This window comes from Pseudomonas oryzihabitans, from assembly GCF_032027545.1.
GTDB classification, from domain to species: domain Bacteria; phylum Pseudomonadota; class Gammaproteobacteria; order Pseudomonadales; family Pseudomonadaceae; genus Chryseomonas; species Chryseomonas oryzihabitans_F.
Genome location: NZ_JAVSJB010000008.1, coordinates 47,292 through 74,088, shown reverse-complemented (window position 1 = coordinate 74,088; position 26,797 = coordinate 47,292). Strand labels below are relative to the sequence as shown.

At 68.7% G+C, this 26,797-nt stretch carries 27 protein-coding genes; 20 read left to right on the top strand and 7 right to left on the bottom strand.

Annotated elements, in window-relative coordinates; genetic code table 11:
* From RND78_RS15285 to madM, 16 genes are all read left to right on the top strand, one after another.
* The gene (locus RND78_RS15285; RefSeq protein WP_312729943.1) at positions 1 to 801 is read left to right on the top strand and encodes an enoyl-CoA hydratase-related protein; all 801 of its coding nucleotides are present in this window, start codon (positions 1 to 3) and stop codon (positions 799 to 801) included.
* On the top strand, positions 798 to 2,732 hold the full coding sequence (locus RND78_RS15280) for an acetyl/propionyl/methylcrotonyl-CoA carboxylase subunit alpha (protein WP_312729941.1): 1,935 nt from the start codon (positions 798 to 800) through the stop codon (positions 2,730 to 2,732). The genes RND78_RS15285 and RND78_RS15280 overlap by 4 nt, the downstream gene beginning before the upstream one ends.
* Entirely contained in the window at positions 2,729 to 3,643 is a 915-nt protein-coding gene (locus RND78_RS15275; protein ID WP_312729939.1) for a hydroxymethylglutaryl-CoA lyase, read from the top strand. Before RND78_RS15280 ends, RND78_RS15275 begins: the two co-directional genes overlap by 4 nt.
* Before the next feature lie 78 nt (positions 3,644 to 3,721).
* Positions 3,722 to 4,756 carry a LacI family DNA-binding transcriptional regulator gene (locus RND78_RS15270; protein WP_312729937.1) on the top strand — a complete coding sequence of 345 codons (1,035 nt, stop codon included), beginning with the start codon at positions 3,722 to 3,724 and terminating at the stop codon, positions 4,754 to 4,756.
* Between the two features lie 320 nt (positions 4,757 to 5,076).
* Positions 5,077 to 6,432, top strand: a complete 1,356-nt coding sequence (locus RND78_RS15265; RefSeq protein WP_312729935.1) for an MFS transporter — start codon at positions 5,077 to 5,079, stop codon at positions 6,430 to 6,432.
* Between the two features lie 17 nt (positions 6,433 to 6,449).
* Positions 6,450 to 7,808, top strand: a complete 1,359-nt coding sequence (gene gudD / locus RND78_RS15260; protein ID WP_312729934.1) for a glucarate dehydratase — start codon at positions 6,450 to 6,452, stop codon at positions 7,806 to 7,808.
* 216 nt (positions 7,809 to 8,024) lie between these two features.
* A complete protein-coding gene (locus tag RND78_RS15255; protein ID WP_312729932.1) occupies positions 8,025 to 8,735 on the top strand; it encodes a YfdX family protein in 711 nt (236 codons plus the stop codon).
* A 129-nt stretch (positions 8,736 to 8,864) separates the two neighbouring features.
* On the top strand, positions 8,865 to 10,541 hold the full coding sequence (mdcA, locus tag RND78_RS15250; RefSeq protein ID WP_312729931.1) for a malonate decarboxylase subunit alpha: 1,677 nt from the start codon (positions 8,865 to 8,867) through the stop codon (positions 10,539 to 10,541).
* On the top strand, positions 10,541 to 11,398 hold the full coding sequence (locus RND78_RS15245; RefSeq protein ID WP_312729930.1) for a triphosphoribosyl-dephospho-CoA synthase: 858 nt from the start codon (positions 10,541 to 10,543) through the stop codon (positions 11,396 to 11,398). The genes mdcA and RND78_RS15245 overlap by 1 nt, the downstream gene beginning before the upstream one ends.
* A complete protein-coding gene (locus RND78_RS15240; RefSeq protein WP_133860715.1) occupies positions 11,398 to 11,712 on the top strand; it encodes a malonate decarboxylase subunit delta in 315 nt (104 codons plus the stop codon). Before RND78_RS15245 ends, RND78_RS15240 begins: the two co-directional genes overlap by 1 nt.
* A complete protein-coding gene (locus tag RND78_RS15235; RefSeq protein ID WP_312729925.1) occupies positions 11,705 to 12,571 on the top strand; it encodes a biotin-independent malonate decarboxylase subunit beta in 867 nt (288 codons plus the stop codon). The genes RND78_RS15240 and RND78_RS15235 overlap by 8 nt, the downstream gene beginning before the upstream one ends.
* On the top strand, positions 12,568 to 13,383 hold the full coding sequence (gene mdcE, locus RND78_RS15230) for a biotin-independent malonate decarboxylase subunit gamma (RefSeq protein WP_312729923.1): 816 nt from the start codon (positions 12,568 to 12,570) through the stop codon (positions 13,381 to 13,383). The genes RND78_RS15235 and mdcE overlap by 4 nt, the downstream gene beginning before the upstream one ends.
* An 11-nt stretch (positions 13,384 to 13,394) precedes the next feature.
* Positions 13,395 to 14,030 carry a malonate decarboxylase holo-ACP synthase gene (locus RND78_RS15225; RefSeq protein ID WP_312729921.1) on the top strand — a complete coding sequence of 212 codons (636 nt, stop codon included), beginning with the start codon at positions 13,395 to 13,397 and terminating at the stop codon, positions 14,028 to 14,030.
* Positions 14,027 to 14,962 (top strand): malonate decarboxylase subunit epsilon, encoded by a 936-nt coding sequence (gene mdcH / locus RND78_RS15220; protein WP_312729920.1) that lies wholly within the window; start codon positions 14,027 to 14,029, stop codon positions 14,960 to 14,962. The genes RND78_RS15225 and mdcH overlap by 4 nt, the downstream gene beginning before the upstream one ends.
* Before the next feature lie 220 nt (positions 14,963 to 15,182).
* A complete protein-coding gene (madL, locus tag RND78_RS15215) occupies positions 15,183 to 15,587 on the top strand; it encodes a malonate transporter subunit MadL (protein ID WP_312729918.1) in 405 nt (134 codons plus the stop codon).
* A gap of 8 nt (positions 15,588 to 15,595) precedes the next feature.
* Positions 15,596 to 16,363: a malonate transporter subunit MadM gene (gene madM / locus RND78_RS15210; protein ID WP_158891037.1), complete on the top strand. Its 768-nt coding sequence runs from the start codon at positions 15,596 to 15,598 to the stop codon at positions 16,361 to 16,363.
* A 9-nt stretch (positions 16,364 to 16,372) separates the two neighbouring features.
* Here madM and RND78_RS15205 read toward each other — a convergent pair whose 3' ends face one another.
* The 5 genes from RND78_RS15205 to RND78_RS15185 all read right to left on the bottom strand — a co-directional run bounded on the left by RND78_RS15205 (position 16,373) and on the right by RND78_RS15185 (position 21,404).
* Positions 16,373 to 17,281 carry a LysR family transcriptional regulator gene (locus RND78_RS15205; protein ID WP_312729916.1) on the bottom strand — a complete coding sequence of 303 codons (909 nt, stop codon included), beginning with the start codon at positions 17,279 to 17,281 and terminating at the stop codon, positions 16,373 to 16,375.
* 135 nt (positions 17,282 to 17,416) lie between these two features.
* Positions 17,417 to 18,415 (bottom strand): transketolase family protein, encoded by a 999-nt coding sequence (locus tag RND78_RS15200; protein WP_312729913.1) that lies wholly within the window; start codon positions 18,413 to 18,415, stop codon positions 17,417 to 17,419.
* Positions 18,415 to 19,263, bottom strand: a complete 849-nt coding sequence (locus tag RND78_RS15195; RefSeq protein ID WP_312729911.1) for a transketolase — start codon at positions 19,261 to 19,263, stop codon at positions 18,415 to 18,417. Before RND78_RS15195 ends, RND78_RS15200 begins: the two co-directional genes overlap by 1 nt.
* A 14-nt stretch (positions 19,264 to 19,277) precedes the next feature.
* Positions 19,278 to 20,576, bottom strand: a complete 1,299-nt coding sequence (locus tag RND78_RS15190; RefSeq protein ID WP_312729910.1) for an MFS transporter — start codon at positions 20,574 to 20,576, stop codon at positions 19,278 to 19,280.
* Between the two features lie 78 nt (positions 20,577 to 20,654).
* A complete protein-coding gene (locus tag RND78_RS15185) occupies positions 20,655 to 21,404 on the bottom strand; it encodes an SDR family NAD(P)-dependent oxidoreductase (protein ID WP_312730212.1) in 750 nt (249 codons plus the stop codon).
* Positions 21,405 to 21,599: 195 nt separating this feature from the next.
* Here RND78_RS15185 and RND78_RS15180 point away from each other — a divergent pair, with 195 nt between their 5' ends.
* A complete protein-coding gene (locus tag RND78_RS15180; protein WP_158891010.1) occupies positions 21,600 to 22,511 on the top strand; it encodes a LysR substrate-binding domain-containing protein in 912 nt (303 codons plus the stop codon).
* Here the strand turns inward: RND78_RS15180 and RND78_RS15175 are convergent.
* Positions 22,508 to 23,389 (bottom strand): LysR family transcriptional regulator, encoded by an 882-nt coding sequence (locus RND78_RS15175; RefSeq protein ID WP_312729908.1) that lies wholly within the window; start codon positions 23,387 to 23,389, stop codon positions 22,508 to 22,510. The two genes, RND78_RS15180 and RND78_RS15175, sit on opposite strands and share 4 nt — an antisense overlap.
* 128 nt (positions 23,390 to 23,517) lie before the next feature.
* On the opposite strand from RND78_RS15175, the gene RND78_RS15170 reads away from it, so the two are divergent.
* Genes RND78_RS15170 through RND78_RS15160 form a run of 3 tightly spaced genes read left to right on the top strand, consistent with a single transcriptional unit; the run spans position 23,518 to position 26,492 of the window.
* A complete protein-coding gene (locus tag RND78_RS15170; protein ID WP_312729907.1) occupies positions 23,518 to 24,828 on the top strand; it encodes a citrate:proton symporter in 1,311 nt (436 codons plus the stop codon).
* Positions 24,829 to 26,181: an acyclic terpene utilization AtuA family protein gene (locus tag RND78_RS15165; protein WP_312729906.1), complete on the top strand. Its 1,353-nt coding sequence runs from the start codon at positions 24,829 to 24,831 to the stop codon at positions 26,179 to 26,181.
* Complete coding sequence (locus RND78_RS15160) at positions 26,178 to 26,492, top strand: hypothetical protein (RefSeq protein WP_312729905.1); 315 nt, start codon at positions 26,178 to 26,180, stop codon at positions 26,490 to 26,492. Before RND78_RS15165 ends, RND78_RS15160 begins: the two co-directional genes overlap by 4 nt.
* 4 nt (positions 26,493 to 26,496) lie before the next feature.
* Here RND78_RS15160 and RND78_RS15155 read toward each other — a convergent pair whose 3' ends face one another.
* Positions 26,497 to 26,775, bottom strand: a complete 279-nt coding sequence (locus tag RND78_RS15155; RefSeq protein WP_312729904.1) for a hypothetical protein — start codon at positions 26,773 to 26,775, stop codon at positions 26,497 to 26,499.
* Between the last annotated feature and the right edge of the window lie 22 nt (positions 26,776 to 26,797).

Here is a 26,797-nt window from a genome sequence, read left to right as displayed (position 1 = left end):
ATGACTGACTTCCACACCCTGGAACTGATCCGTGATCCGCGCGGCTTCGCCACCCTCTGGCTCGACCGCCCGGATCGCCACAATGCCCTGGATGCGCAGCTGATCGCGGAGCTGGGCACCGTGCTGGCCGAGATCGCCAGCGATCAGGAACTGCGCTTCCTGCTCCTGCGCGGTCGGGGGCGGCACTTCTGCGCCGGCGCCGACCTGGCCTGGATGCAGGCCTCGGCCAATCTGGACGCCGCCGCCAACCGCGCCGACAGCGAGCGGCTGGCCGAGGTGATGTATCGCCTGCAGGCCCTGCCGCTGCCCACCCTGGCGGTGGTCCAGGGCGCGGCCTTTGGCGGCGCCGTGGGCCTGGTCAGCTGCTGCGACTTGGCCCTGGCCGCCAGTGACGCCACCTTCTGCCTGTCGGAGGTACGTATCGGCCTGGTGCCGGCGGTCATCGGGCCCTTCGTGATCCGCGCCCTGGGCGAGCGGGCAGCGCGGCGCTACATGCTCGGCGCCGAGCGCTTTTCCGGCGAACGCGCCGCCGAGCTGGGCCTGGTGGCCGAGACCACCGCAGCCGCCGATCTGGAAGCCCTGGTCGAGGCCTGGATCGCCCGGCTGCTGGACAACGGCCCCCAGGCATTGCGCGCCTGCAAGCGGTTGCTGGACGGCGCTGGCGCCGGCGCACCCCGCGCCGAGGTGCGCTCCTTCACCGAAGGGCTGATCGCCGAGGTGCGCGTCACCCCCGAAGCCCAGGAAGGCCTGCAGGCCTTCCTGGAGAAACGTCGCCCCGCCTGGCAGGAGAACTCGCCATGACCTTCGACCGTCTGCTGGTCGCCAACCGCGGCGAGATCGCCTGCCGGGTGATGCGCACCGCCAAGGCCCTCGGCCTGGGCACCGTCGCCGTGCACAGCGCCATCGATGCCGGCGCCCGCCACGTGCGCCAGGCCGACCAGGCGGTGGACCTGGGCGGGACCAAGCCGGCCGACAGCTATCTGCTGGGCGAGCGCATCATCGCCGCCGCCCTGGCCACCGGCGCCCAGGCGATCCATCCCGGCTACGGCTTTCTCTCCGAGAACGCCGCCTTCGCCGAGGCGGTGGCCGCGGCCGGGCTGGTCTTCGTCGGGCCACCCGCGGCGGCGATCCGCGCCATGGGCAGCAAGTCCGCGGCCAAGGCGCTGATGACCGACGCCGGAGTGCCCCTGGTGCCGGGGTATCACGGCGAGGACCAGTCCCTGGCCAGCTTTCGCGACGCCGCGGCGCGCATCGGCTATCCGGTCCTGCTCAAGGCCACCGCCGGCGGCGGCGGCAAGGGCATGAAGATCGTCGAACGCGAAGCCGACCTGGCCGAAGGCCTCGCCTCGGCCCAGCGCGAAGCGGTCTCGGCCTTCGGCGATGCGCGGATGCTGGTGGAGAAATACGTGCTGCAACCGCGCCACGTGGAGATCCAGGTGTTCGCCGACGGGCACGGCCACTGCCTCTATCTCAACGAACGCGACTGCTCCATCCAGCGCCGCCACCAGAAGGTGATCGAGGAAGCCCCCGCGCCGGGTCTCACGCCCGAATTGCGCCGGGCCATGGGCGAGGCGGCGGTGCAAGCGGCCCAGGCCATCGGCTACGTCGGCGCCGGCACCGTGGAATTCCTGCTCGATGCCCGCGGCGACTTCTTCTTCATGGAGATGAACACCCGGTTGCAGGTGGAGCACCCGGTCACCGAGGCCATCACCGGCCTGGACCTGGTGGCCTGGCAGCTGCGCGTGGCCGCTGGCGAACCTCTGCCCCTGACCCAGGCCCAGGTGCCCCTGCACGGCCATGCCATCGAGGTACGCCTCTATGCCGAGGATACCGACCAGGGCTTCCTGCCGGCCTCGGGCACCCTGCAGCTCTATCGCGAGCCCACGCCCGGTCCGGGGCGGCGGGTGGACAGCGGCGTGGAGGAAGGCGACGAGGTGTCGCCCTTCTACGATCCCATGCTGGCCAAGCTGATCGCCTGGGGCGACAATCGCGAACAGGCGCGCAAGCGCTTGCTGGCCATGCTCGACGACACCGCGGTGGGCGGCTTCGCCACCAACCTCGCCTTCCTGCAGCGTCTGCTGGCCCATCCGGCCTTTGCCGCGGCGGAGTTGGACACCGGTTTCATCGAGCGTCACCAGGCGGCCTTGCTGCCCGCACCCGGCGAGCTGCCGGAGGCCTTCTGGACCCTGGCGGGCCAGGCCTGGCTGGAGACGCTGCCGGCCCCTGCCGATCCCACGTCACCCTGGGCGTCCCGCCAGGGCTGGCGCCTGGGTGGACCGCCGCGCATGGCGCTGCGGCTGGCCTGTCGCGGCGAGGTGCGCAACCTGACCCTGGTCGACCCGGTGGCCGTCGAGTTGAGCGATGATCGGCTCCACTGGCAGGCGGACGGCCTCCGCCAGAGCGCCCGCCCCCATCGCCGTGGGCAGACGCTGTTTATCGAATGGCAGGATCGCCTCGAAGCCGTCACCTGGGCCGATCCGCTGGCCGAGGTCAAGCGCCAGACCGATGCGGGCGGGCTCACCGCGCCGATGAACGCCAGCGTGGTCGCCGTACCGGTGGCCGTCGGCGATGCCGTGGAAGCCGGTACCTCGCTGGTGATACTGGAGGCGATGAAGATGGAGCACAGCATCCGCGCGCCCCATGCCGGTGTCGTGGCGGCGCTGTTCTGCAGCCCTGGCGAACTGGTGGCCGAGGGCGCGCCGCTGGTGGAGCTGGAGGAGTCGCCGTCATGAGCGATACCTTGCCGACCCGGGTACGGCTGGTCGAGGTCGGACCTCGCGATGGCCTGCAGAACGAGCCCCAGGCGCTGGGCATCGCCGAGCGCATCCAGCTGTGCAAGACGCTGATCGCCAGCGGCGTGCAGCATCTGGAGGTGGGCAGCTTCGTCTCGCCCCGCTGGGTGCCGCAGATGGCCGGGACCGCCGAGGTGCTGGCGGGACTCGGGCGGCCGCCGGGTGTGGTCCGTTCGGTACTGGTACCCAACCTGAAAGGTTTCGAAGCCGCCCTGGCGGCGGGGGTGGACGAAATCGCCGTGTTCGCCGCCGCCTCGGAGGGCTTCTCCCAGCGCAACATCAACTGTTCCATCGCCGAGAGCCTGGCGCGCTTCGTGCCCGTGGTCGAGGGCGCGCGGGCGGCGGGCATCCGGATGCGCGGCTATGTGTCCTGCGTGCTGGGCTGCCCCTACGACGGCGCGATCGCCCCGGACCAGGTGGCCAGCGTGACCCGCGAGCTGCTGGAGCTGGGCTGCGCCGAGGTCTCCCTGGGCGACACCATCGGCGTCGGCACTCCCAGCCGAACCCGGGCGCTCTGGCAGCGGCTGGGACGGGAGGTGCCGCTCAGCCAACTGGCCGGGCACTTCCACGACACCTATGGCCAGGCCCTGGCCAACGTCTATGCCAGCCTGCTCGAAGGCATCGCGGTGTTCGACAGCTCCGTCGCCGGGCTGGGCGGCTGTCCCTATGCCCAGGGCGCCAGCGGCAATGTCGCCAGCGAGGACCTGGTCTATCTGCTCGACGGCCTGGGCATAGCGACCGGCCTCGACCTGGCCAGGCTGGTCGAGGTGGGACAGCACGTCTCCACGCAGCTGGGTCGTCCCAACCAGTCGCGGATTGGTCGCGCCCGGGCCAATCCGGCGGCCGATTAGCGAAGGCTCTGGCAAGCGCCCATGGCAACCGCCCGGGTTTGCTCTCATAATGGCGCCTTTCCCCACCAAGGACCTGTCTTGGCCAGGAAGTCCCGACGCGAACTCGCCCAGCTCGATGGCACCACCGAGTTGCCCCTCACGGTGCGCGAGGTCGCCCTCGCCGCCGGGGTGTCGCCCATCACCGTGTCCCGGGCCCTGCACCGACCGAGCCTCGTGAGCGCCGCCACCCGCGAGCACGTCCTGGCCGTGGTCAAGGAACTGGGCTACGTGCCCAATCTGCTGGCCGGTAGCCTGGCCTCCAGCAAGAGCCGGCTGGTGGCCATCCTCCTGCCCACCATCGCCAATTCCATCTATGCCACCGTGGTGCAGGCGATCATGGATCGCCTCACCGAGGCGGGCTACCAGGCGCTGATCGGTCCCACCGGCTATTCGCCGGAAAAGGAAGAGGAACTGCTGGAAGCCATCCTTGGCCGCCGCCCCGATGGCATCGTCCTTACCGGCACCCTGCACACCCCGGCCAGTCGCGCCCGGCTGGCGGCGCTGAACATCCCCGTGGTGGAAGCCTGGGACCTCAGTACCCAAGCCCTGGACATGCAGGTGGGTTTTTCCCATGAGCAGGTCGGCGTGGCCCTGGCGGAGCACTTCGTCGCCCGCGGCTATCGTCGCTTCGGGGTGATCTCGGTGGACGATCCTCGCGCCATGCGCCGCAACCTGGCCCTGCAGGCGCGGCTCGCCGAGCTGGGTATCCACGAACTGCCCATGGAGGTGCTACCGCTGCCCGCCACCTGGGAAGTCGGGCGGATCGGCCTGTCCCGCTTGCTGGGACGCCCGGCACCGCCGGACCTGGTGCTGTGCAGCTCTGACACCCTGGCCCTGGGCGTGGTCGCCGAGGCCAGCAGCCGCGGCCTGCAAATCCCTGCGCAACTGGCGGTGGTCGGCTTCGGCGACACCACCAATGGCCGCTTCGCCACCCCGGCGCTGTCCACGGTCAGCGTCAATGCCGATGCCATGGGCCATCGCGTGGCCCAGTCGCTGCTCGACCGCCTGGCCGGTGATTCGACCGCCGTGCACCTGGATACCGGATTCGAACTCCTCGAACGCCAGAGCTCCTAGTGTGTTGTTCCAGACGTCATCTACACCATGCTGGCGGCGCTTTTTGCCCGGGCGGCGGCGCCACTCCTTGCCCTAGCCCTGCCATCGCTCGTCGCGGCGACTGGACCGGTCGGAGCGCCGAACCGGACAAAAATCACTCGCCAATTCTTGCGGACGTCTGGAACGCCACACCACGATTTTTTGCAGCTACCCGCAGATTTAGCGGTTGAACGATAGCGTTATCTGGTTAATGATAGCGCTATCGTTGTCAGACGACCTACAACATAAGCTCGCTACACGATGTCAGCCCGCACACAAAAACAAACCAGTGGGAGCTCTCCATGCACGACACCAAGCAGACCCGCGTCCGCTATCTGATCCTGTTCATGCTGTTCGTGGTGACCACGATCAACTATGCCGACCGCGCCACCATCTCCATCGCCGGCTCCGCCCTGCAAAAAGACCTCGGCATCAGTGCCGTCTCCCTCGGCTACATCTTCTCCGCCTTCGGTTGGGCCTATGTGCTCGGCCAGATCCCCGGCGGTTGGCTGCTGGATCGCTTCGGTTCGAAGAAGGTCTATGCGGCGAGCATCTTCACCTGGTCGGTGTTCACCATGCTGCAAGGCTACATCGGTGAATTCGGCATCGGCACCGCGGTATTCCTGCTGTTCGCCCTGAGATTCATGGTCGGCCTGGCCGAAGCGCCCTCCTTCCCCGGCAACGCCCGCATCGTCGCCGCTTGGTTCCCCACCAAGGAGCGCGGCACCGCCTCGGCCATCTTCAACTCGGCGCAGTACTTCGCCACCGTGCTGTTCGCGCCGCTGATGGGCTGGATCGTCTATCACTTCGGCTGGCAGCATGTCTTCGTGGTGATGGGCGCCCTGGGCATCGCCTTCTCGGTGGTCTGGATGGCGGTGATCTACGGCCCCCGCGAACATCCACGCGCCAACGCCGCCGAAATCGACTACATCGCCAGCAACGGCGGCCTGGTCGACCTGGATACCCCTGGCAAGAAGAGCGAAGGCCCCAAGTGGAGTTACATCGGCCAGTTGCTGACCAATCGCATGATGGCCGGCATCTACCTGGGCCAGTTCTGCATCAACGCCCTCACCTACTTCTTCCTGACCTGGTTCCCCGTCTACCTGGTGCAGGAGCGCGGCATGACCATCCTCAAGGCCGGCATCATCGCCTCCCTGCCGGCCATCTGCGGCTTCATCGGCGGCGTGCTCGGCGGGGTGATCTCCGACTGGCTGCTGCGCCGCGGCAACAGCCTGAGCGTGGCGCGCAAGACGCCCATCGTCGCCGGCATGCTGCTGTCGATGAGCATGATCCTCTGCAACTACGTCGACGCCGACTGGATGGTGGTGGGCTTCATGGCCATGGCCTTCTTCGGCAAGGGCATCGGCGCCCTGGGCTGGGCGGTGGTCTCCGATACCTCGCCCAAGCAGATCGCCGGCCTCTCCGGCGGCCTGTTCAACACCATCGGCAACCTGTCCTCCATCACCACCCCGATCATCATCGGCTACATCATCGCCGCCACCGGCTCCTTCAAGATGGCCCTGGTGTTCGTCGGCGCCAACGCCCTGGTAGCGGCCATCAGTTACCTGTTCGTCGTCGGCGAGATCAAGCGGGTCGAGTTGCGTGGCGTCGCCACACCGCCCGCCGAAGCGCCGCTCGCCGCTGAAACCTCTCGCTGATCGACAAGGAACCGACCATGACGCAATTCAACGCCACCCCCGCCCTGCACAGCAGTACCCCGGTAGTCACCTCGCTGGAGGTCGTGCCTGTCGCTGGCCAGGACAGCATGCTGCTCAACCTGAGCGGCGCCCACGGTCCCTACTTCACCCGCAACGTACTGATCCTCAAGGACAACGCCGGCCGCACCGGCGTGGGCGAGGTGCCCGGCGGCGAGACCATCCGCCAGACGCTGGAAGACGCCCGCCAGTTCCTCGTCGGCCAGCCGCTGGGGCAGTACCAGCGCATCCTCGGCCAGGTCCGCCAGGCCTTCGCCGGGCGTGATGCCGGCGGCCGTGGCCTGCAGACCTTCGACCTGCGCATCACCATCCACGCCGTCACCGCCCTGGAAGCCGCCCTGCTCGACCTGCTCGGCCAGCACCTGGAAGTGCCGGTGGCCGCCCTGCTCGGCGAAGGCCAGCAGCGCGATGCCGTGGAGATGCTCGGCTACCTGTTCTATGTCGGCGACCGCAACAAAACCACGCTGGACTATCGCAGCGAAGCCGAGAGCGACGACGCCTGGTTCCGCGTGCGCAACGAAGAGGCCCTGACCCCCGAGACCGTGGTGCGCCTGGCCGAGGCGGCCTACGACCGCTACGGCTTCAAGGACTTCAAGCTCAAGGGCGGCGTGCTCAGCGGCGATGCCGAGATCGAGGCGGTCACCGCCCTGGCCGAGCGCTTCCCCGAGGCGCGCGTGACCCTGGACCCCAACGGCGCCTGGTCGCTCAAGGAAGCCATCCGCCTGTGCCGCGACCAGCACCAGGTGCTGGCCTATGCCGAAGACCCCTGTGGCGCCGAGAACGGCTATTCCGGACGCGAGGTGATGGCCGAATTCCGCCGCGCTACCGGCCTGCCCACCGCCACCAACATGATCGCCACCGACTGGCGCCAGATGGGTCACGCCATCCAGTTGCAATCGGTGGACATCCCCCTGGCCGATCCGCACTTCTGGACGATGCAGGGCTCGGTACGTGTCGCCCAGATGTGCAACGACTGGGGCCTGACCTGGGGTTCGCATTCCAACAACCACTTCGACATCTCCCTGGCCATGTTCACCCACGTCGCCGCCGCGGCGCCGGGCAAGATCACCGCCATCGACACCCACTGGATCTGGCAGGACGGTCAGCGCCTGACCCGGCAGCCGCTGGAGATCAAGGGTGGCCTGGTGGCGGTGCCGCAGCAGGGTGGCCTGGGCGTGGAACTGGACCTGGACGCCCTGGCCCGGGCCCACGAGCTGTACAAGACCAAGGGCCTAGGCGCGCGGGACGACGCCATGGCCATGCAATTCCTCTCGCCCAACTGGACCTTCGATAACAAACGGCCCTGCCTGGTGCGCTGACTCGCGGACCGGGCACTGGCTGGCCGCGGCGGACGACTCGCGGCCAGCCATAGCGTTGCTGGGCAGGCACCAGCATCTTCGAAACACTCGGTAACATTTACCGATAGCCAGCTAAGCGTTCGTTAAGCTCGCCGGATCGACACTGGCCTCACGGTATCGCGCAGCCCTGCCCGATATCCCTGCGGTTCCAGTTACTTTCGCATCCGGGAGAAGCACATGAACCTCAATCGTCGTATCGCCAAAAGCATCCTGGTCGTGGCCATCGCCTCGGTCTTTTCCACCGCCGCCCTGGCCGACACCCGTCCCGATGTCGCCACCCAGCAGGTCGCCACCCTGCCGGCGATCTCCCAGCAGGGCCAGCAGGCCTTCATGGACGTGGTCGCCGCTCGCCAGGACCTGTTCGAAGGCCACACCGATCAAGCCAAGCAGCAGCTTGGCGCTGCCGAAGCCGCCTTGCAGACGGCCCAGACCGACAAGACCGCCTATCTCAAGTCGGCCAAGGACCTGCGCGGTCAGGACGGCAAGCTCATGCAGGTCTCCTCACAGGACGCCAAGGCCACGTCCTGGTTGCCGATCTGGAGCGGCATGGCCTTGCGCGACGACTATGTCGCCACCCCGGCGAAGAATCAGGCCGTGGCCCAGGCCAGCGAGAAGATCCAGCAGGGCGATACCAAGGGCGCCGGCGAGATCCTCAAGGTGGCCGGCGTCGACGTCGACTACTCCACCGCGGTGCTGCCCGCCCAGGAAACCCTGGACCTGGTGCACAGGGCCAGCCAGGAGCTGGGCCACGAGCAATACTGGCAGGCCAACCTGACCCTCAAGCAGGTGCAGAACAGCCTGAGATACGACAACGCCAACGTCGACGTGACCCCCACCGGCTGGTTCTCCAAGACCACTACGGTGTTCACACCGGTCGATAAGACCTGAGCGGGTCACGAACGCCTGATGCCGACGGAATCGTTAACTTCAGCGTAACGATTCCACCCTCAGGTTGATTGAATGCCAGGGAGGCGAGGTCTAGGGTGACTCCACGACAGGTGATTCGTGGAGACTCCAATGACAACGACATCCTCCCCACCGGCTCGGATCGCCAGGCGCCGCCGCGACAAGCAGCAGCGCCTGGACCGGGTGGCCACGCTGGCCGATGGCAAGGTGCTGCCCACCGCCTCCATCGTCGCGGCCCTGGAGAACCTGCTCGCCTCCGGCGACCGGGTGGTGCTGGAAGGCAACAACCAGAAGCAGGCCGACTTCCTCTCCCGCAGCCTCGCCCAGGTCGATCCGGCCAAGCTGCACGACCTGCACATGATCATGCCCAGCGTCGGCCGCGCCGAGCACCTGGACCTCTTCGAGCGCGGCATCGCCCGCAAGCTGGACTTCTCCTTTGCCGGCACCCAGAGCCTGAGGATCAGCCAGCTGCTGGAGGACGGCCTGCTGGAGGTCGGCGCCATCCACACCTACATCGAACTCTATGCCCGCCTGCTGGTGGACCTGATCCCCAAGGTGGTGCTCAGCGCCGGCTTCATGGCCGATCGCGCCGGCAACATCTACACCGGCCCCAGCACCGAGGACAGCCCGGCGCTGATCGAGCCGGCCGCCTTCAGCGACGGCATCGTCATCGTCCAGGTCAACCAGTTGGTGGACGACGTGTCCGAGTTGCCCCGGGTCGACATCCCGGCGGACTGGGTAGATTTCGTGGTGGTGGCCGACCGGCCCTTCTATATCGAGCCGCTGTTCACCCGCGATCCACGCCATATCAAGCCGGTGCACGTGCTGATGGCGATGATGGCGATCCGCGGCATCTATGAACGCCACCAGGTGCAGTCGCTCAACCATGGCATCGGCTTCAACACTGCGGCCATCGAGCTGATCCTGCCCACCTACGGCGAGCGCCTGGGCCTCAAGGGCAAGATCTGCCGGCACTGGACGCTCAATCCCCACCCCACCCTGATCCCGGCCATCGAGAGCGGCTGGGTGGAAAGCGTGCACTGCTTTGGCACCGAGCTGGGCATGGAGGGCTATATCGCCCAGCGCCCGGACGTCTTCTTCACGGGTCGCGATGGCTCGCTTCGCTCCAACCGGCTGCTCTGCCAGCTGGCCGGTCAATACGCCGTGGACCTCTTCATCGGCGCCACCCTGCAGGTGGACGGCGACGGCCATTCCTCCACCGTGACCCGCGGGCGCCTGGCCGGCTTCGGCGGCGCGCCCAACATGGGCCATGATCCGCACGGTCGGCGGCACCCCACCCCGGCCTGGCTGGACATGCGGCAGCAGACCGGCGACGGCGCACCGGCCCTGCTCGAACGCGGCAGGAAGCTGGTGGTGCAGATGGTCGAAACCTTCCAGGAAGGCGGCAAACCCACCTTCGTCGACACCCTGGATGCGGTGGAGGTGGCGCGCAAGAGCGGCATGCCGCTGGCGCCCATCATGGTCTATGGCGACGACGTCACCCACCTGCTCACCGAGGAAGGCATCGCCTATCTCTACCGCGCCCGCTCCCTGGAAGAGCGCCGGGCGATGATCGCCGCCGTGGCCGGGGTCACCGCCATCGGCCTGCGCAGCGATCCAGCCGAGGCCCGCCGCCTGCGCCAGGAAGGCCTGGTGGCCCTGCCCGAGGACCTCGGCATCCGCCGCACCGATGCCAGTCGCGAGTTGCTCGCGGCCAAGAGCATCGGCGAGCTGGTGGAGTGGTCCGGCGGCCTCTATCAACCCCCGGCCAAGTTCAGGAGCTGGTGATGCGCGCCCTCGCCCGCCGTACCTCATCGCTCGCCGAGCGTCTGGCCGAGCTGGCCGTGACGGCCCTGGTGGACGAAGCCGAACTCTCGCCCAAGCCGGCCCTGGTGGATCGCCGCGGCCAGGGCGCCCACAGTGACCTCAGCCTTGGCCTGATGCTGACCTCGGCCCAGGCCCTGCAGCCCTGTTTCCAGGCCATGGCCGAAGCCGCCGAGCGAGAGCTGCCCGCCGCCGACCTGCGCCGCCTGATCGGCCAACTGGGGCGTGACGGCGAAGCCGCCATGCTGCAGGTCACCCACGGGGTCAACACTCACCGTGGCGCCATCTGGGCGCTGGGGCTGCTGGTGACGGCGACCGTGCATGGACGTCCGGCTTCCGCCCAGGCGCTGTGCCTGGCGGCCGGGCGCCTGGCCAGCCTGCCCGATCCGGACGCGCCCCAGGCGGCGCCCAGCCATGGCCAGCGCGTCGCCCAGCGCTATGGCGTCGGTGGCGCCCGGGCCGAGGCCGCCGCGGGCTTTCCCGCCATCCACCAGCGCGGTCTGCCGCAGTTACGCGCCAGCCGCCAGGCCGGTGCGGGCGAACAGAACGCGCGCCTGGATGCGCTGCTGGCCATCATGACCGCGCTGGACGATACCTGCGTGCTGCACCGGGGCGGCCCGGCGGCCCTCACCACCATGCACCAGGGCGCCCGCGCCGTGCTGCAGGCCGGGGGCAGCGCCAGTCTCGCCGGGCGGCGCCAGCTGCTGACCCTGGACCGCCAGTTGCTGGCCGCCAATGCCTCCCCTGGCGGCGCCGCCGATCTGCTGGCCGCCACCCTTCTCGTCGATCGCCTGGAGCCATGGCTCCCTGGAGACCTCTGATGGAACACTTCACCTGCCGCTATCCGGCCAGCCAGCGCCGCCAGGGTCGCGCCCTGGTCGGCTGTGTCGGCTCGGGGGACCTGGAAGTCCTGCTCGAACCCGCCAACGCCGACTTCACCCTCAAGGTGACCACCTCGGTCAACGGCAGCGAACCGCGCTGGCGCGCCCTCTTCGACCGGCTGTTCGCCACCCGCGAGGACCTGCCGGCCCTGACCCTGGACATCCACGACTTCGGCGCCACCCCGGGCGTGGTGCGCCTGCGCCTGGAGCAGGGTCTGGAAACCCTCGACCTGGAGGACAGCACCCATGGCTGAAGCTCCTCTTCCCGATGTCCAGGAGCTGCTGCACAGCCGCAGCTTCGTCGAACTCGGCGCCCGCGAGCGGGCCCGTGTGGTGCTCGATGCCGGCAGCTTTCGCGAGCTGGTCGGTCCCTTCGAACGGTTGATGTCGCCGTGGCTGCCCAAGCAGGGCATCGTCTGCCAGGCCGATGACGGCGTGGTGGTGGCCAAGGGGCTGATCGACGGCCAGCCCGCGGTGGTCTGCGCCATCGAGGGCGCCTTCCAGGGTGGCAGCCTGGGCGAAGTGGGCGGCGCCAAGATCGCCGGTGCCCTGGAGCTGGCGCTGGAGGACAACCTCGCCGGCACCCCGACCCGCGCCGTGCTGCTGCTGGAAACCGGCGGCGTGCGCCTGCAGGAGGCCAATCTGGGCCTGGCCGCCATCGCCGAGATCCAGGCGGCCATCGTCGCCCTGCGCGCGCACCAACCGGTCATCGGCGTCATCGCCGGCAGCGTCGGCTGCTTTGGTGGCATGTCCATCGCCGCGGGCCTGTGTAGTCAGCTGATCGTCACCCGCGAGGCCCGCCTGGGACTCAACGGGCCCCAGGTGATCGAGCAGGAAGCCGGCATCGAGGAATACGATTCCCGCGACCGTCCGTTCATCTGGAGCCTGACCGGCGGCGAGCAGCGGGTCGCCACGGGTCTGGCCGACGTCTTCGTCGCCGACGACAGCGCCGCCGTGACCGCCGCCATCCGCCAGGGCTTCAACCAGGGCGCTGCCGGTGCCTTGCGCAGCCAGCAGGTTGATCACTACCTGACGCGCCTCGCCGATCTCGACACCCGTCCCCAGGCGGACGCCGCCGCGGTTCGCCACCTCTACACCGGAGACCAGCCATGAGCACCCAGCCTTCGCAACGCGGCCTGACCTGGTTCCAGGCCCTGGCCGGCCAGGGCGAGACCGTCGCCGGCCTGCCCGCCTCCCTGCGCGTCGCCGACCTCGAACTGGCCGGACGCCCCGCGCGCTGGCTGGCGGTGGTAGCGGATGCCGAGAATCCCTTTCCCCGGGCCCGCCAGGGCGAGGTCGGTCTGCTGGAGGGTTGGGGCCTGGCCCGGGCCATTCAGCAGGCCATCGCCGAGGATGCTGGCACCCAGGTGAAACGCACCCTGATCGCCCTGGTGGACGTGCCCAGCCAGGCCTATGGTCGCCGCGAGGAGGCCTACGGCATCCACCAGGCCCTGGCCGGGGCCGCCGGGGCCTACGCCGAGGCGCGCCTGGCCGGGCACCCGGTGCTGGGCCTGCTGGTGGGCAAGGCCATGTCCGGCGGCTTTCTCGCCCATGGCTACCAAGCCAATCGCCTGCTGGCCCTGCGCGATCCCCAGGTGCAGGTGCATGCCATGGGCAAGGCCTCGGCCGCGCGGGTCACCCTGCGCAGCGTCGAGGAGCTGGAGCGCCTGGCCGCCGATATCCCGCCCATGGCCTACGACCTGGACAGCTATGCCTCCCTGGGCCTGCTCTGGCGACAGCTGGAAGTGGCCCAGCCCGACCAGCCCTCGGCCGCAGATCTGCAGCAGGTACGCCAGGCCCTGGCCGAGGCCCAGGCCGATGTGCTCGCCAGCGGCGCCACCGATCTCAAACTGCGGCTGGACGGCGCCAATCGCGCGGCCTCTCGCGCAGTACGCGATCGCCTGCGGGCGGGATGGAAGGCGTGATGAGCGGGCGCATGGCGGGATCGTTGGGCGAAGCCCAACACCGCCCTCACGACCTCCTCTGGGGCTTCACCCCGGACGCCCTGCCCGCGCAAGCCCCCGGTTGGGCCCGCCAGGTCGCCCAAGCCGGCCTGCCCGTTGTCGTCCGCCGCGCGACACCTGAGCCCGGCCGCATCCCGGTCGGCCTGCGCGGCACCACCCGCGCCGAGCGGCTGGCGGCCTGGCTGGAGCCTGCTGTCGTGCTGCAGCGGCGGTCTCCCGAGGCGCTGCGGATCACGAACGGCTGCCGCGATCTGCCCGTCTTCGACACTCTTGCCCGCGTACAAACCCGGTTGGATGACCTGGGCCTGCCCTGGGGCCCCACCGGCGCCGCGGGCTACGAGCTGGCCTCCGGCTGGCCAGCCCTGCATGCGGGCAGCGATCTGGATCTGCTGATCCGCTGCGCCGCCCCGCTGCCACGCGAGCAGGCGCGGGCATTGCTGGCGTTCCTGCACGCGCAGGCGCTGTGCCGCCTGGATATCCTGCTGGAGACCCCCCTCGGCGGCGTGGCCCTGGCCGATTGGGCCGGAGACGCCCCACGCGTGCTGCTCAAGACCGCTGCCGGTCCCCAGCTGGTGAGCGATCCCTGGCCGGGGGCGCGCGCCGCATGAGTACCCTCTTCCAGTTTCCCGGCCAAGGCGCCCAGCGTCCCGGCCTGCTGCATGCCCTGCCCGACGACGCCGAGGTCCGGCGTACCCTGGCGGAAACCGCCGCGGTGCTGGACCTCGATCCCCTGAGCCTGGACTCCGCCCAGGCCCTGGAACACACCCGCGCCGTGCAGCTGAGCCTGCTGATCGCCGGCGTCGCCACGGCGCGCCTGCTCTTGAATCGCGGACCGGCGCCACAGCTGGTGGCCGGGCTGTCCATAGGTGCCTATGCCGCGGCGGTGGTGGCCGAGGCCCTGGACTTCGCCGATGCGCTGCGCCTGGTGGCCCGTCGCGGCGAATTGATGCAGGCGGCCTACCCGTCCGGCTACGGCATGCTGGCGATCCTAGGCCTGGGGCGTGGCGCGGTGGAGAGCCTGGTCGCTGACCACCATCGCCCTGACGCGCCGCTGTACCTGGCCAATGCCAACGCCGAGCAGCAATACGTGGTCGCGGGCAGCGATGCCGGTCTGGCCGTGCTGGCCGAAGCCGCGCGCACCCAGGGTGCCGCGGCGGCCAAGCGCCTGGCCATGAGCGTGCCGTCCCATTGCCCGCTGCTCGCCGAAGCCGCCCAGACTCTGAATCAGGCCTTTGCCGAGGTCGAGCTACGCGCGCCCCGGCTGGCCTATCTGAGCGGTACCTCGGCACGACGGCTGGTGCGTGCCGAGCAGTTGCGCGACGACCTGGCCTTCAACATGGCGCGGCCCATCGAATGGCACGCCACCCTGGAAGCCGCCCGCGAGCGCGGCGTGCGCCTGGCCATCGAGCTGGCGCCGGGCAGCGTGCTCAGCCAACTGGCCAGGCGCGTGCTGCCCGCCAGCGGCGTACTGGCCTGGCAGGATACCCACCCCGAGACCCTGGACGCGCTCAGGCGCGAGGAGGCGGCGCGACTGGACTGAGCATCCCCGTATGGCGGCTGCCCTCACCCCAACCCTCTCCCCTAGGGAGAGGGAGTAAAAACGAGCGCGGTGCCAGGCTTCCACCTAACCCACACAGGACCCAAAGAGACCTTCAAACACGGCGGCTGCCCTCACCCCGGCCCTCTCCCAGAGGGAGAGGGGGTGAAAGCGAGCGTAGTGCCAGGCTTCACCCCCCCAAGCACAACCGAGGACAACAACAATGATCATCTACGGTGTCGCTTTACTTTCCCTCTGCACCCTGGCCGGTATCTTCATCGGCGAAGTCCTGGGCCGGCTCATCGGCGTGCCCGCCAACGTCGGCGGGGTCGGTATCGCCATGTTGCTGCTGATCTTCTTCAGCAGCTGGATCAGCAACCGAGGCACCGGCCTCAAGCCCAAGACCGAACAGGGCGTGGAATTCTGGAGTGCCATCTACATTCCCATCGTGGTCGCCATGGCGGCGCAGCAGAACGTGGTGGGGGCCCTGCACAGCGGCCCCATGGCGATCCTCGCCGGCCTGACGGCAGTGGGTATCGCCTTCGCCCTGGTGCCGGTGCTCGATCGCCTGGGCCGCAAGAAGCCGGCCACTGCCACCCCTGCTCCCCTTAGCCAGACCGCCCGGTGACCGCCATGCTGATCGAAGCCCTGAGCAAGACCACCCAGTCCTACGGTTTGATCGCCTCCTTCGCCGTCATCGGCGTCATCATGTGGGTGTCCTACTGGCTCTCCGACAAACTCACCCGCGGTCGCCTGCACGGCTCGGCCATCGCCATCTTTCTCGGCCTGCTGCTCGCCTATGTCGGCGGGGTCATCAGTGGCGGCCAGAAGGGCCTGGTCGACCTGCCATTGCTGGGCGGCCTGGGCCTGCTCGGCGGCGCCATGCTGCGTGACTTCGCCATCGCCGCCACGGCCTTCGGCGTCAACATGCGCGAACTGCGCGAAGCGGGCATCGCCGGGGTCATCGCCCTACTGATGGGGGTGTTCTCTTCCTTCATCGCTGGCGTCGCCATCGCCCTGGCCTTTGGCTACACCGACGCCGTGAGCCTCACCACCATCGGTGCGGGCGCCGTGACCTACATCGTCGGTCCGGTGACCGGCGCGGCCATCGGCGCCAGCTCCGACGTCATGGCGCTGTCCATCGCCGCCGGCCTGGTGAAGTCCATCGTGGTGATGATCGCCACGCCCTTCCTGGCGCCCTACATCGGCCTGAACAATCCGCGCACGGCGGTGATCTTCGGCGGCCTGATGGGCACCTCCAGCGGCGTGGCCGGAGGCCTCGCGGCCACCGATCCGCGCCTGGTGCCCTATGGTTGCCTGACGGCGGCCTTCTATACGGCCCTGGGGTGCCTGCTCGGCCCTTCGCTGCTGTTCCTGGCAACCCGCGCCGTCGTCGGCGGTTGAGACGCGGCGTCAGCCGCGCGCGTACATCCGGCATTCGGCGACGAAGGCCAGCAGATTGGGATCGCGCTCGCGGCTGCGCAGGAACACCGCGCCGATGCGCTGCTGCAGCCGGTAGCGCGGTGCCAGGGGCAGCAGCTTGAGGCGACTCTGGTAGACCGCCTCGACCCGCCCGGGCAACAGCGCGTAACCCACCCCGGAGCTGACCATGCTCATCAGCGAGAAGATGTCGTTTACTTGCATGATCACCTCCGGCTCGAAACCGGCCTGGGCGAACACCTGGCGACCGTCGCGAAAGGTAGCGAAGCCCTGGGTCAGGGTCACGAAGGGCACGCCGGCCAGATCGCGCAGATCCACCTCGGCCTGGTCGGCGAAGGGCGAATCGCTGGGCGCGGCGAGAAAGATGTCGTCGCTGAACAGCTCGACGCTCTCGCAGTCGGCATTCACCACGGCGTCGTCCAGGGCCACCAGCATGGCATCCAGCTTGAGATTGTGCAGCTGCTCGGCGAGATCGGCGTTGGAACCCAGCACCAGGTCGATGTTGAGTTCGCTGCGCCTGAGCTTGAGACCCATGATCAGCTGGGGCACGGTCTTGACCGTCAGCGAATAGAGCGCGCCCAGGCGAAAGCGATCGGCGGAAAAGCCCGCGGCCTGCCGGGTGAGTCGTACCGTCTCGGCCAGGTCCTGCATCAGTCGCTCGGCCCGCGCCTCCAGCACGAAGGCGCCATCCAGCGGCGTCAGGGTACGGCCTTCGTGCTTGAACAACGGACAGCGCAGGGCGCTCTCCAGCGAATGGATGGCGCGGTGCACGCTGACATGGCTGGTACCCAGCTCGGCGGCGGCCCGCGCCAGGTTACGGCTGCGCATGAAGGCCAGGAAGATCTCCAGCTTGCGTAGGGTGAGTTCATCGGTATCGGACATGGCGGCCAGCGGGCGATGGAAGACAGCTGCCCACCTTGCCCGGATGGGCGGGCGGCGTCGAGTCTTCGAATCGCCCTGGCGGCGCCTGGCTCCGTCGGTGCAATCCCGAGGGTAACCAGGCGCCCCCTCCCGGCCCTACAACCAGTCTTTGATCTGCTGGCAGACCGCGGTGGTGGAGATGCCGTAGCGGTCGTGCAGGGTCGGCAGCGCCCCGGCGTCGAGGAAGGCGTCGGGCAGTGCGATCTGGCGGAAGGTGGGCGTCACGCCGTTGCGCAGCAGGGTGGTCGCGACGGCCTCCCCCAGGCCACCGATCAGCGAATGGTTCTCCGCCGCCACCACCAGCCGTCCCGGTTTGCGGGCTTCCGCCAGGAGGGTCGCTTCGTCCAGCGGCTTGATGGTCGGCACATGCAGCACCGAGACGTCCACGCCATCCGCGGCCAGGGCCTCGGCGGCCTCCAGGGCGCGCATGGTCATCAGGCCGGTGGACACCACCAGCACGTCGCGGCCTGGGCGTACCACCTGGGCCTTGCCGAGCTGGAAACGGTAGTCGTAGCGATCCAGCACCAGGGGTACGTTGCCACGCAGGAGGCGCATGTACACCGGCCCCTGGTGGGCCGCGATGGCCGGTACCGCCTGCTCGATCTCCAGGGCGTCGCAGGGGTCGATCACCATGAGGTTGGGCATGGCGCGGAAGATCGCCAGGTCGTCGGTGGCCTGGTGGCTGGGGCCGTAGCCGGTGGTCAGCCCCGGCAGGCCGCAGACGATCTTGACGTTGAGGTTCTCTTCGGCGATGGCCATGCAGATGAAGTCGTAGGCGCGGCGCGAAGCAAATACCGCATAGGTGGTGGCAAAGGGCACGTAGCCTTCGCGGGCCAGGCCGGCGGCGGCGCTCATCAGCAGCTGCTCGGCCATGCCCATCTGGTAGAAGCGCTCGGGATGGGCCTTGGCGAAGATGTGCAGGTCGGTGTACTTGGCGAGGTCAGCGGTGAGGCCGACGATGTCCTGGCGCTGTTCGGCCAGGGCCGCCAGGGCGTGACCGAAGGGGGCCGGTCGGGTCGGCTGGCCCTCGGCGGCGATGCTGGCGATCATCGCCGAGGTGGTCAGGCGTGGCTTGGTGGCGGTGCTGGTTGTCATCAGAAGTCCCTCCCGGCCTCCAGGGCATCGAGGGCCAGGGCCCATTCGTGCGCCTCGACGCGGATGAAGTGAGTCTTGTCGCGGGTTTCCAGGAAGGGCACGCCCTTGCCCATGCGGGTATCGCAGAGAATGATCCGGGGCTGCCGGCCGGGGTGCTGGCGGGCGCGATCGAAGGCGGCGACCAGCGCCGCGCGGTCGTTGCCGTCGACGCGCTGGACGAACCAGCCGAAGGCCTGCCAGCGTTCGGCCAGGGGTTCGAAGGCCAGGATCTCGCGGCAATGGCCGTCGGCCTGCTGGTTGTTCACGTCCACCAGGGCGATGAGATTGTCCAGCTGCCAGTGGGAAGCCGACATGGCCGCTTCCCAGGTGGCGCCTTCGTTGAGTTCGCCATCGGACAGCAGGTTGTAGACGAAGGCGCCGGAGTTCTTGCGCTTGAGGCCGAGGCAGGCGCCCACGGCGATGCCCAGGCCCTGGCCGAGGGAACCGCCGGTGATCTCCATGCCCGGGGTGTAGGCGGCCATGCCCGACATCGGCAGGCGGCTGTCGTCGCAGCCATAGGTCTCCAGTTCGTCCTGCGGCACGATGCCGGCCTCGATCAGCGCTGCGTAGAGGGCTATGGCGTAGTGGCCGATGGACAGGTAGAAGCGGTCGCGCCCTTCCCAGTCGGGGTCCTGCGGCTGGTAGCTCAGGGCATGGAAGTAGGCGACGGCCAGGACGTCGGCGACGCCCAGGGCCTGGCCGACATAACCCTGGCCCTGGATCTGGCCCATGCGCAGGGCATGGCGGCGGATGTTGTGGGCGCGCTCGGCCAGCGAGAGCGTTGCGGGTTGTGGCGAAGAAGCGGTCATGATCTGTACCTCGATTAGCGATTGACCAGGGCGGCGGGAATGCACAGGACCAGCATGGCGCCTATCACCAGCACCCCGGTGATGAGGAACATGCCGATGGCGCTGGAGCCGGTGCTGGTGGTGATCCAGCCGATCAGGTAGGGCGAGCAGAAGCCGGCCAGGTTGGCGAAGCTGTTCACCGCGGCGATGCCGGCGGCGGCGGTGACCCCGCCCAGCAGCGTGGTGGGCAGCATCCAGAACAGCGAGGATGCGGAGAGGATGCCGGCCGCGGCCAGGCACAGGCTGAGGATCGACAGGGTGACGTTGTGGCCGAAGACCGCGGCAAGGCTGAGGCCGCAGGCGCCCAGCAGCATGGGAATCACCAGGTGCCAGCGACGCTCGCGGTGCCGGTCGCCGCTGCGCCCGGCCAGCAGCATGGCGACGATGGCGCACATGTAGGGCAGGCTGGTGAGCAGGCCGATGTGCAGCGGATCGGCGACCCCCGAATTGCGCACCAGGGTCGGCAGCCAGAAGGTGATGGCGTACTGGCCCATGACCACGCAGAAGTAGATGGCGGCCAGCAGCCACAGCCGGCGATCACGGATGAAGTCGCGCACGCTGGCGTGCTCGGTCTTGTGCTGGTTGTCCTCGGCCAGTTCCTTCTGGATCAGCGCCTTTTCCTCGTCGTCCAGCCAGGTCGCCTGCTGCACGCCGTCCTTGAGATAGCCGAGCACCATCAGCCCCACCAGCACCGTGGGGATGGCTTCGATGACGAACATCCACTGCCAGCCGGCCCAGCCGTGGACGCCGGCGAACTGATTCATGATCCAGCCCGACAGCGGCCCGCCGATCATGCCCGACAGGGGAATGGCGACGAACCAGAGCACCGTCATGCGGGCGCGGCGGTAGGTGGGAAACCAGTAGGTGAGATAGAGCAGCAGACCGGGCGCCAGGCCCGCCTCGGCCACGCCGAGCAGGAAGCGCAGCAGATAGAACTGCCAGGCCGTCTCGACGAAGGCGAACAGCCCCGAAAGGATGCCCCAGGTGATCATGATGCGGGCGATCCAGCGGCGGGCGCCGACCTTGTGCAGGATGATGTTGCTGGGCACCTCGCAGAGGAAATAGCCGAGGAAGAACATGCCGGCGCCGAGGCCGTAGACGGCTTCGCTCAGCGCCAGGTCATTCATCATCTGCAGCTTGGCGAAGCCGACGTTGACCCGGTCCAGATAGGCGCAGAAGTAGCACAGCATCAGGAAGGGCATCAGCCGCCAGGCGGTCTTGCGATAGGCATTGGCGCGCGCCGAGGTGGCCACTGCCAGGGTGAGCGTAGTCATGGTCTGATCTCTTGTTGTTATGGGCGCCGCAGCCGCGGGCGCCCTTGTCGATGCAGAGCGTTGAAAACGAAGGGGCGATCAGTGGATCAGCATGCCGCCGTTGACGTCCAGGGTGACGCCGGTCAGGTAGCCGGAGAGATCGCTGGCCAGGAACAGCGCGGCATTGGCCACGTCCCTGGGCTCGCCGAGGCGACCCAGCGGGATGCCGTCGATGATCGACTGGCGGCGCTCGTCGTGCATCAGTCCGCCGGTGATATTGGTCTGGATCAGGCCGGGAGTCAGGGCATTCACGCGGATGCCATCCGGCCCGAATTCCCGCGCCATCGCCCTGGTCAGGCCGAGCACCCCGGCCTTGGCGGCGCTGTAGTGCGGACCGCCAAAGATGCCACCGCCACGCTGGGCGGACACCGAGGACAGGCAGACGATGCTGCCACCGCCCTGCTCGCGCATGGCCGGGATCACCGCCTGGGACATCAGCAGGGTACCGCGCAGGTTGACGTCGAGGATGCGGTCGTAGTCGGCGCGGCCGATCTCCAGGGTCTTCACCGGCTGGGTGATGCCGGCATTGTTGACCAGCACGTCGAGGCGACCGTACTGAGCGAGCGCCTGGTCGACCGCGGCCCTGACCTGGGCTTCGTCGGCCACGTTGGCCGCCAGGCCCAGGTGACCTTCGCCGAGGCTGGCGGCGGCATCCCGTGCGGCACTGGCATCGAGGTCGAGGATGATGACCCGCGCGCCCTGGGCGGCGAAGGCCTGGGCCGTGGCCCGACCGATGCCGCGCGCCGAGGCGGCGCCGGTGACGAGGGCGATCTTGTCTTGCAGCAGCAGGGCATTCAGGGGCGTGACGCTATCCTTCTTGTTGTTGTGGAGGGCTGTCGCTGAGGGCCAGAGTGCCCCTGCCCCAGGACCCCAGCAACGCAGCCTGCGTCAGACCGTGCTGAAAAAAATTCATGCCTGTGGCTTGGCAGACCAGCCAGGCCTGTCGACAATCAGCCCCGAACTGGCCACAGGAGCCGCGCCCCCATGGATTCCAGCAAGACGCTGTCCCTGCCACCCCTGAAAGCCCTTCAAGCCTTCGAGCAGACCGCTCGCTTCGCCAACGTCGCCCGCGCCGCCGAGCAGCTGGCGCTGACGCCCTCCGCGGTCAGCCATCAGCTGGCCAAGCTGGAAGCCCTGGTGGGTCGCGCCCTCTTCGTCCGCGGTGCCCGAGGCATGACCCTGACCCCCGCCGGCGAGCAATACCTCGAAGAGGTCAGCGAGGTGCTGCACCGGCTGGCCATGGCCACGGATCGCGCGGCCAGCGATGCCGGCCTGGAATGCCTGCGCCTGCACTCGGCGCCGAGCTTCGGGCTGCTCTGGCTGATGCCGCGGCTGGAGCTGTTCCGCCAGAGTCATCCCGACCTGCAGATCAATCTCTCCTGCTCCTACGAATCCCTGCACTTCAGCCGCGACAAGGTCGACATCGACATCCGCCACGGCCTGCCCAGCTGGCCGAACCTGGAGATCCGCACCCTGCAGCGCGAACGCCTGGCGGTACTGGCCGCGCCGCAGCTGCTGGAAAAACGTCCGGTCCAGTCACCGGCGGATCTGCTGCACAGTGAGCTGATCCTGTCCGAAGCCACCCTGATGAAGTGGCCCAACTGGTTCGCCCAGCAGGGCCTGGCGCTGCCGGAACGGCCCTATACCCTGAGTTTCGATCGCTCCTACATGACCCTGGAAGCCGCCCGCCATGGTCTGGGCTTCGCCCTGGAGAGCACGGTGCTGGCGGCGGACTATCTGGCCCGCGGCGATCTGGTGCGGGTGCTGCCCCAGGACGACGACCTGCCGGTGGCCGCGCACCACCTGGTGTTTCCCCGGGCACACTCGCGCTACGCCCGGGTACGCCGCTTTCTCGACTGGCTGCAACAGGAGCTGGGGCAGCCCTTCGACTATTAGCCTGCCTGCAGCCGCTCCCGAAGTAAGGCGACGAAGGCCTGGGCCGCCGGGGTCAGGCTGCGGCCGCTGGGGGTCAGGATGCCCAGCGGCCGGGCCAGGCTCTCGCCACGGACCGGCAGGGCCACCACCGGCGCCTCGCCACCGGCCGATTCCGGCAGCAGGGCCAGGCCCTGGCCGGCCGCCACCAAGGCCAGCAGGGTGCTCATGTAGTTCGCCTCCAGCGCCGCCACCAGGCGCAGGCCGGCGGCGGCAAAGGCGAAGTCCAGGCACTCGCGCACGCTGCTGTCACGACCGGTGAGCAGCAGGGGTACGGCGTCGAGTTCGGCCAGGGTGATGTCGGTGCGGCCTGCCCAGGGGTGGTCGCGGGGGACGAACAGCTGCAGGTGATCAACGTACAGCGGCTGGAAGTCCAGGCCCACGGCCCGCGGCCGGACGCCTATGCCCAGATCCACCTGCCCTTCCCGGACCAGCGCCTCGACTCTACCGGCCACCACGTCCTGCAGGCGGACCTCGATGGCCGGATGACGGGCCTGGAAGGTCTTCAGCAACCCGGGAAAGGGCCCCATGAAGAACGACGGCAAGGCCGCCAGGGTGATCCGTCCACGGCGCAGGCCGGCGAGGTCCCGGGCGTGGATCTGGACATCGCCCAGGTCCAGCAGGATTCGTTCCAGGGGACCGCGCAATTCTTCACCGGCAGTGGTCAGCTGGACCCGCCGCGGGGTGCGTTCGAGCAGTTGCACCTCCAGCCAGGCTTCGAGTTGCTGGATCTGCACGGTGAGCGCCGGAGGGGACAGATGCAGCTCCTCGGCCGCGCGGGCGAAGGAGCCCTGCCGGGCCACGGCGAGAAAGGCCTGCACGTGCTGGAGCAGATTCTTCATTTTGTTTTTCTGAACGCTGCTTCGGAAGATTCCAATTTACAGGAGATCCGGCGTCTTCGAATACTGGACCCACAACAACAAAACCTCCCGTGCGCCCGCCTGCCGTGCCACGGCCCAAGGAGTCCGCCATGCTCGCCCTGCTCGGTGTCGTCACCATTCTCGCGTTGCTCGTCGCGGTCATGAGCAAACGCGTCTCGCCCCTGGTCGCCCTGATCGTCATTCCCATCGCCGCGGCCCTGATCGGTGGCTTCGGCCTGGGCACCAGCGCCTTCATCATCGCCGGCATCAAGGGCGTCGCCCCGGTGATCGGCATGTTCGTCTTCGCCATTCTGTTCTTCGGCATCATGACCGACGCCGGAATGCTCGATCCCATCATCGACCGCATCCTGCGTACCGTCGGGACCCGGCCGACGCGCATCGTCTGCGGCAGCGCCCTGCTCGCCCTGCTGGTGCACCTGGACGGCTCCGGTGCGGTGACCTTCCTGGTGACCATCCCCGCCATGCTGCCGCTCTATACCCGCCTCGGGCTGGACCGGCGCATCCTGGCCTGCGTGGCCGCCATGGCCGCCGGGGTCAACTTCCTGCCGTGGACGGGCCCGGTGCTGCGCTCCTCCGCCGCCCTGCACGTACCGGTGGCCGAGCTGTTCCAGCCACTGATCCCGGTGCAGCTGGTGGGTCTGGCCTTCGTCTTCGCCAGTGCCTGGTGGCTCGGTCGTCGTGAAGAAAAGCGCCTGACCCTGGCCGGCCAGGCCCCCTGGCTGAATGCCGAGGGGGCCGGTGCCGCACCGGAGCGGGTACTCAGCGATGCCGAGCGCGCCCTGCGCCGCCCCGGGCGTTTCTGGATCAACCTGCTGCTGACCCTGGTGGTGATGGGCGTGATGATCGCCGGCTGGGTCGATCCGGTGGTGATGTTCATGCTCGGCACCGTGGCCGCGCTGTGCCTGAACTACCCCTCGGTGGACGCCCAGAAGGCGCGCATCGACGCCCATGCCAAGACCGCCCTGACCATGGCCAGCATCCTCTTCGCCGCCGGGGTCTTCACCGGCATCATGCAGGGCAGCGGCATGCTCAAGGCCATGGCCCAGGTGGCGGTGGCGGGCATCCCGGCTGGCCACGGGCAATTGATCCCGGCGGTGGTGGGCTTCCTGTCCATGCCGCTGAGCCTGCTGTTCGATCCGGATTCCTTCTACTTCGGCGTCATGCCAGTGATCGCCGAGGTCGGCCGCAACCTGGGGGTCGACCCGGTGCAGGTCGCCCAGGCCTCGCTGCTCGGGGTGCATACCACCGGTTTCCCGGTCAGCCCCCTGACCCCGGCAACCTTCCTGCTGGTGGGCCTGTGCAAGCTGGACCTGGCCGATCACCAGCGCTTCACCATCCCCTTCCTGTTCGCGGCCTCGGTGCTGATGACCCTGACCGCCCTGCTCCTGGGAGTCTTCTAGATGAGCCGTCTTCTTCGCATCGGCTGCGGCGCCGGCTATTCCGGTGATCGCATCGAACCCGCCGTGGAGCTGGCCGAGCATGGCCGCCTCGACTACCTGGTGTTCGAATGCCTGGCCGAACGCACCATCGCCCTGGCGCAACAGGCGCGACTGGCCGATCCCGAGGCCGGTTTCGATCCGCTGCTGGAGGCACGGATGCGCCGCATCCTGCCGCTGCTGCGCCAGGCCGGGCGACCGCGCCTGCGAGTGATCACCAACATGGGCGCCGCCCATCCCTCCGCTGCGGCGCGCAAGGTCGCGGCCCTGGCGCGGGAGCTGGGCGTCACCGGGCTGAAGATCGCTGCCGTGGCCGGCGACGACGTGCTGGCCCAGTTGCCGGCCGACGCCCTGCTGGACAGCGGCCAGACCCTAGCCGAACTGGGCGACCGGGTGATCTCGGCCAACGCCTACCTGGGCGTGGAAGGCATCGTCCGGGCCCTGGAAGCGGATGCCGATGTCATCATCACCGGCCGGGTAGCCGATCCCTCGCTGTTCCTCGCGCCCCTGGTGCATGAATTCGGCTGGGCGGCGGATGACTGGGAACGTCGCGGGCGCGGCACCCTGGTCGGTCATCTGCTGGAATGCGCCGGTCAGGTCACCGGTGGCTACTTCGCCGATCCCGGTTACAAGGACGTACCCGACCTCGCTCGCCTGGGCTTTCCCCTGGCCGAGGTGGACGCCGAGGGCCAGGCGACCCTGACCAAGGTCGCGGGCTCCGGCGGCTGCGTGACGCCGGCGACCTGCACCGAGCAACTGCTCTATGAGGTGCACGACCCGGCGGCCTATCTGACGCCGGACGTCACCGCCGACTTTTCCGGCGTTGCCCTGCAGCAGTCCGCGCCGGACCGGGTCGCGGTCAGCGGAGCCCGGGGCAAGGCGCGTCCCGCGCAGCTCAAGGTCTCGGTGGGTTATCGCGACGGCTGGCATGGCGAAGGCCAGCTGTCCTATGCCGGACCAGGCGCCCTGGCCCGCGCCCGCCTGGCGGCTGAGGTGGTCCGCGAGCGTCTGCAACACTGCGGCGTACCGGTCGAGGAGCTGCGCTGCGAACTGATCGGCTGCGACGCCCTGCACGGCGCGACCCTGGCCGCGCGCGCTACCGACGAACCCTGGGAAGTCCGCTTGCGGGTGGTAGGGCGCTGCGCTACCCGCGCGGCAGCGGTGCAAATCGGCAACGAGGTAGAAACCCTCTATACCAATGGCCCGGCCGGCGGCGGCGGTGCCACCAAGGCGGTGCGCGAAGTCATCGCCGTGGCGTCGCTGCTGTGGCCGCGGGCGGCCGTCACCCCTACCCTGGAACTGGAGACGCTGCCATGAAACTGCGCGAGATCGCCCACGTCCGTACTGGCGACAAGGGAGACATTTCGAACATGGCGGTGATCGCCTATCGCCGCGAAGACTTCGACCGCCTGCGCCAGGCGCTCACGGCGGAACGGGTGGCGGCCTGGTTCGCCGACAGCCGACCCGCCGACGCCGCGCCCGTGCGCCGCTACGAGTTGCCCGCGCTGGGTGCGCTGAATTTCGTGCTGCCCGGCGCCCTGCGCGGCGGCGTCACCCGCTCGCTGGCGCTGGATGCCCACGGCAAGGGCCTGGGCGCGGCGCTGCTGGACATGGAGCTGGAAGACTGAGCGTTCAGCCGTGAAAGCTGATGCACTCGTCGGACAGGTCGTTGATGAACACGCTGTCCTTGTTGAGCGGGACGTAGGCACCCTTGCGCCGCAATTCGTTGATAGCGTGCAACAGGACCAGATTGATCCGCTCGACCCGCAGCTCATCCGAGCGGATAAAGCGCGATACCCACGCGTTATGCTCGGGATCGATGAGGATGATCAGCAGACCGTCCGCCTGACGCTCCAGCCGATGGCGCAGGGGTGGATCCAGCTGGGCCAAGCGCTCATGCAATTTGTCCATGCCATGCCTCTCTGAGACAGAA

Bases quoted from the DNA above. Each gene is read 5' to 3' on its own strand.
- RND78_RS15285 (WP_312729943.1), top strand. From the start codon at position 1: ATGACTGACTTCCACACCCTGGAACTGATCCGTGATCCGCGCGGCTTC.
- RND78_RS15280 (WP_312729941.1), top strand. From the start codon at position 798: ATGACCTTCGACCGTCTGCTGGTCGCCAACCGCGGCGAGATCGCCTGC.
- RND78_RS15275 (WP_312729939.1), top strand. From the start codon at position 2,729: ATGAGCGATACCTTGCCGACCCGGGTACGGCTGGTCGAGGTCGGACCT.
- RND78_RS15265 (WP_312729935.1), top strand. From the start codon at position 5,077: ATGCACGACACCAAGCAGACCCGCGTCCGCTATCTGATCCTGTTCATG.
- gudD (WP_312729934.1), top strand. From the start codon at position 6,450: ATGACGCAATTCAACGCCACCCCCGCCCTGCACAGCAGTACCCCGGTA.
- RND78_RS15255 (WP_312729932.1), top strand. From the start codon at position 8,025: ATGAACCTCAATCGTCGTATCGCCAAAAGCATCCTGGTCGTGGCCATC.
- mdcA (WP_312729931.1), top strand. From the start codon at position 8,865: ATGACAACGACATCCTCCCCACCGGCTCGGATCGCCAGGCGCCGCCGC.
- RND78_RS15245 (WP_312729930.1), top strand. From the start codon at position 10,541: ATGCGCGCCCTCGCCCGCCGTACCTCATCGCTCGCCGAGCGTCTGGCC.
- RND78_RS15240 (WP_133860715.1), top strand. From the start codon at position 11,398: ATGGAACACTTCACCTGCCGCTATCCGGCCAGCCAGCGCCGCCAGGGT.
- RND78_RS15235 (WP_312729925.1), top strand. From the start codon at position 11,705: ATGGCTGAAGCTCCTCTTCCCGATGTCCAGGAGCTGCTGCACAGCCGC.
- mdcE (WP_312729923.1), top strand. From the start codon at position 12,568: ATGAGCACCCAGCCTTCGCAACGCGGCCTGACCTGGTTCCAGGCCCTG.
- RND78_RS15225 (WP_312729921.1), top strand. From the start codon at position 13,395: ATGGCGGGATCGTTGGGCGAAGCCCAACACCGCCCTCACGACCTCCTC.
- mdcH (WP_312729920.1), top strand. From the start codon at position 14,027: ATGAGTACCCTCTTCCAGTTTCCCGGCCAAGGCGCCCAGCGTCCCGGC.
- madL (WP_312729918.1), top strand. From the start codon at position 15,183: ATGATCATCTACGGTGTCGCTTTACTTTCCCTCTGCACCCTGGCCGGT.
- RND78_RS15205 (WP_312729916.1), bottom strand. From the start codon at position 17,281: ATGTCCGATACCGATGAACTCACCCTACGCAAGCTGGAGATCTTCCTG.
- RND78_RS15200 (WP_312729913.1), bottom strand. From the start codon at position 18,415: ATGACAACCAGCACCGCCACCAAGCCACGCCTGACCACCTCGGCGATG.
- RND78_RS15195 (WP_312729911.1), bottom strand. From the start codon at position 19,263: ATGACCGCTTCTTCGCCACAACCCGCAACGCTCTCGCTGGCCGAGCGC.
- RND78_RS15190 (WP_312729910.1), bottom strand. From the start codon at position 20,576: ATGACTACGCTCACCCTGGCAGTGGCCACCTCGGCGCGCGCCAATGCC.
- RND78_RS15180 (WP_158891010.1), top strand. From the start codon at position 21,600: ATGGATTCCAGCAAGACGCTGTCCCTGCCACCCCTGAAAGCCCTTCAA.
- RND78_RS15175 (WP_312729908.1), bottom strand. From the start codon at position 23,389: ATGAAGAATCTGCTCCAGCACGTGCAGGCCTTTCTCGCCGTGGCCCGG.
- RND78_RS15170 (WP_312729907.1), top strand. From the start codon at position 23,518: ATGCTCGCCCTGCTCGGTGTCGTCACCATTCTCGCGTTGCTCGTCGCG.
- RND78_RS15165 (WP_312729906.1), top strand. From the start codon at position 24,829: ATGAGCCGTCTTCTTCGCATCGGCTGCGGCGCCGGCTATTCCGGTGAT.
- RND78_RS15160 (WP_312729905.1), top strand. From the start codon at position 26,178: ATGAAACTGCGCGAGATCGCCCACGTCCGTACTGGCGACAAGGGAGAC.
- RND78_RS15155 (WP_312729904.1), bottom strand. From the start codon at position 26,775: ATGGACAAATTGCATGAGCGCTTGGCCCAGCTGGATCCACCCCTGCGC.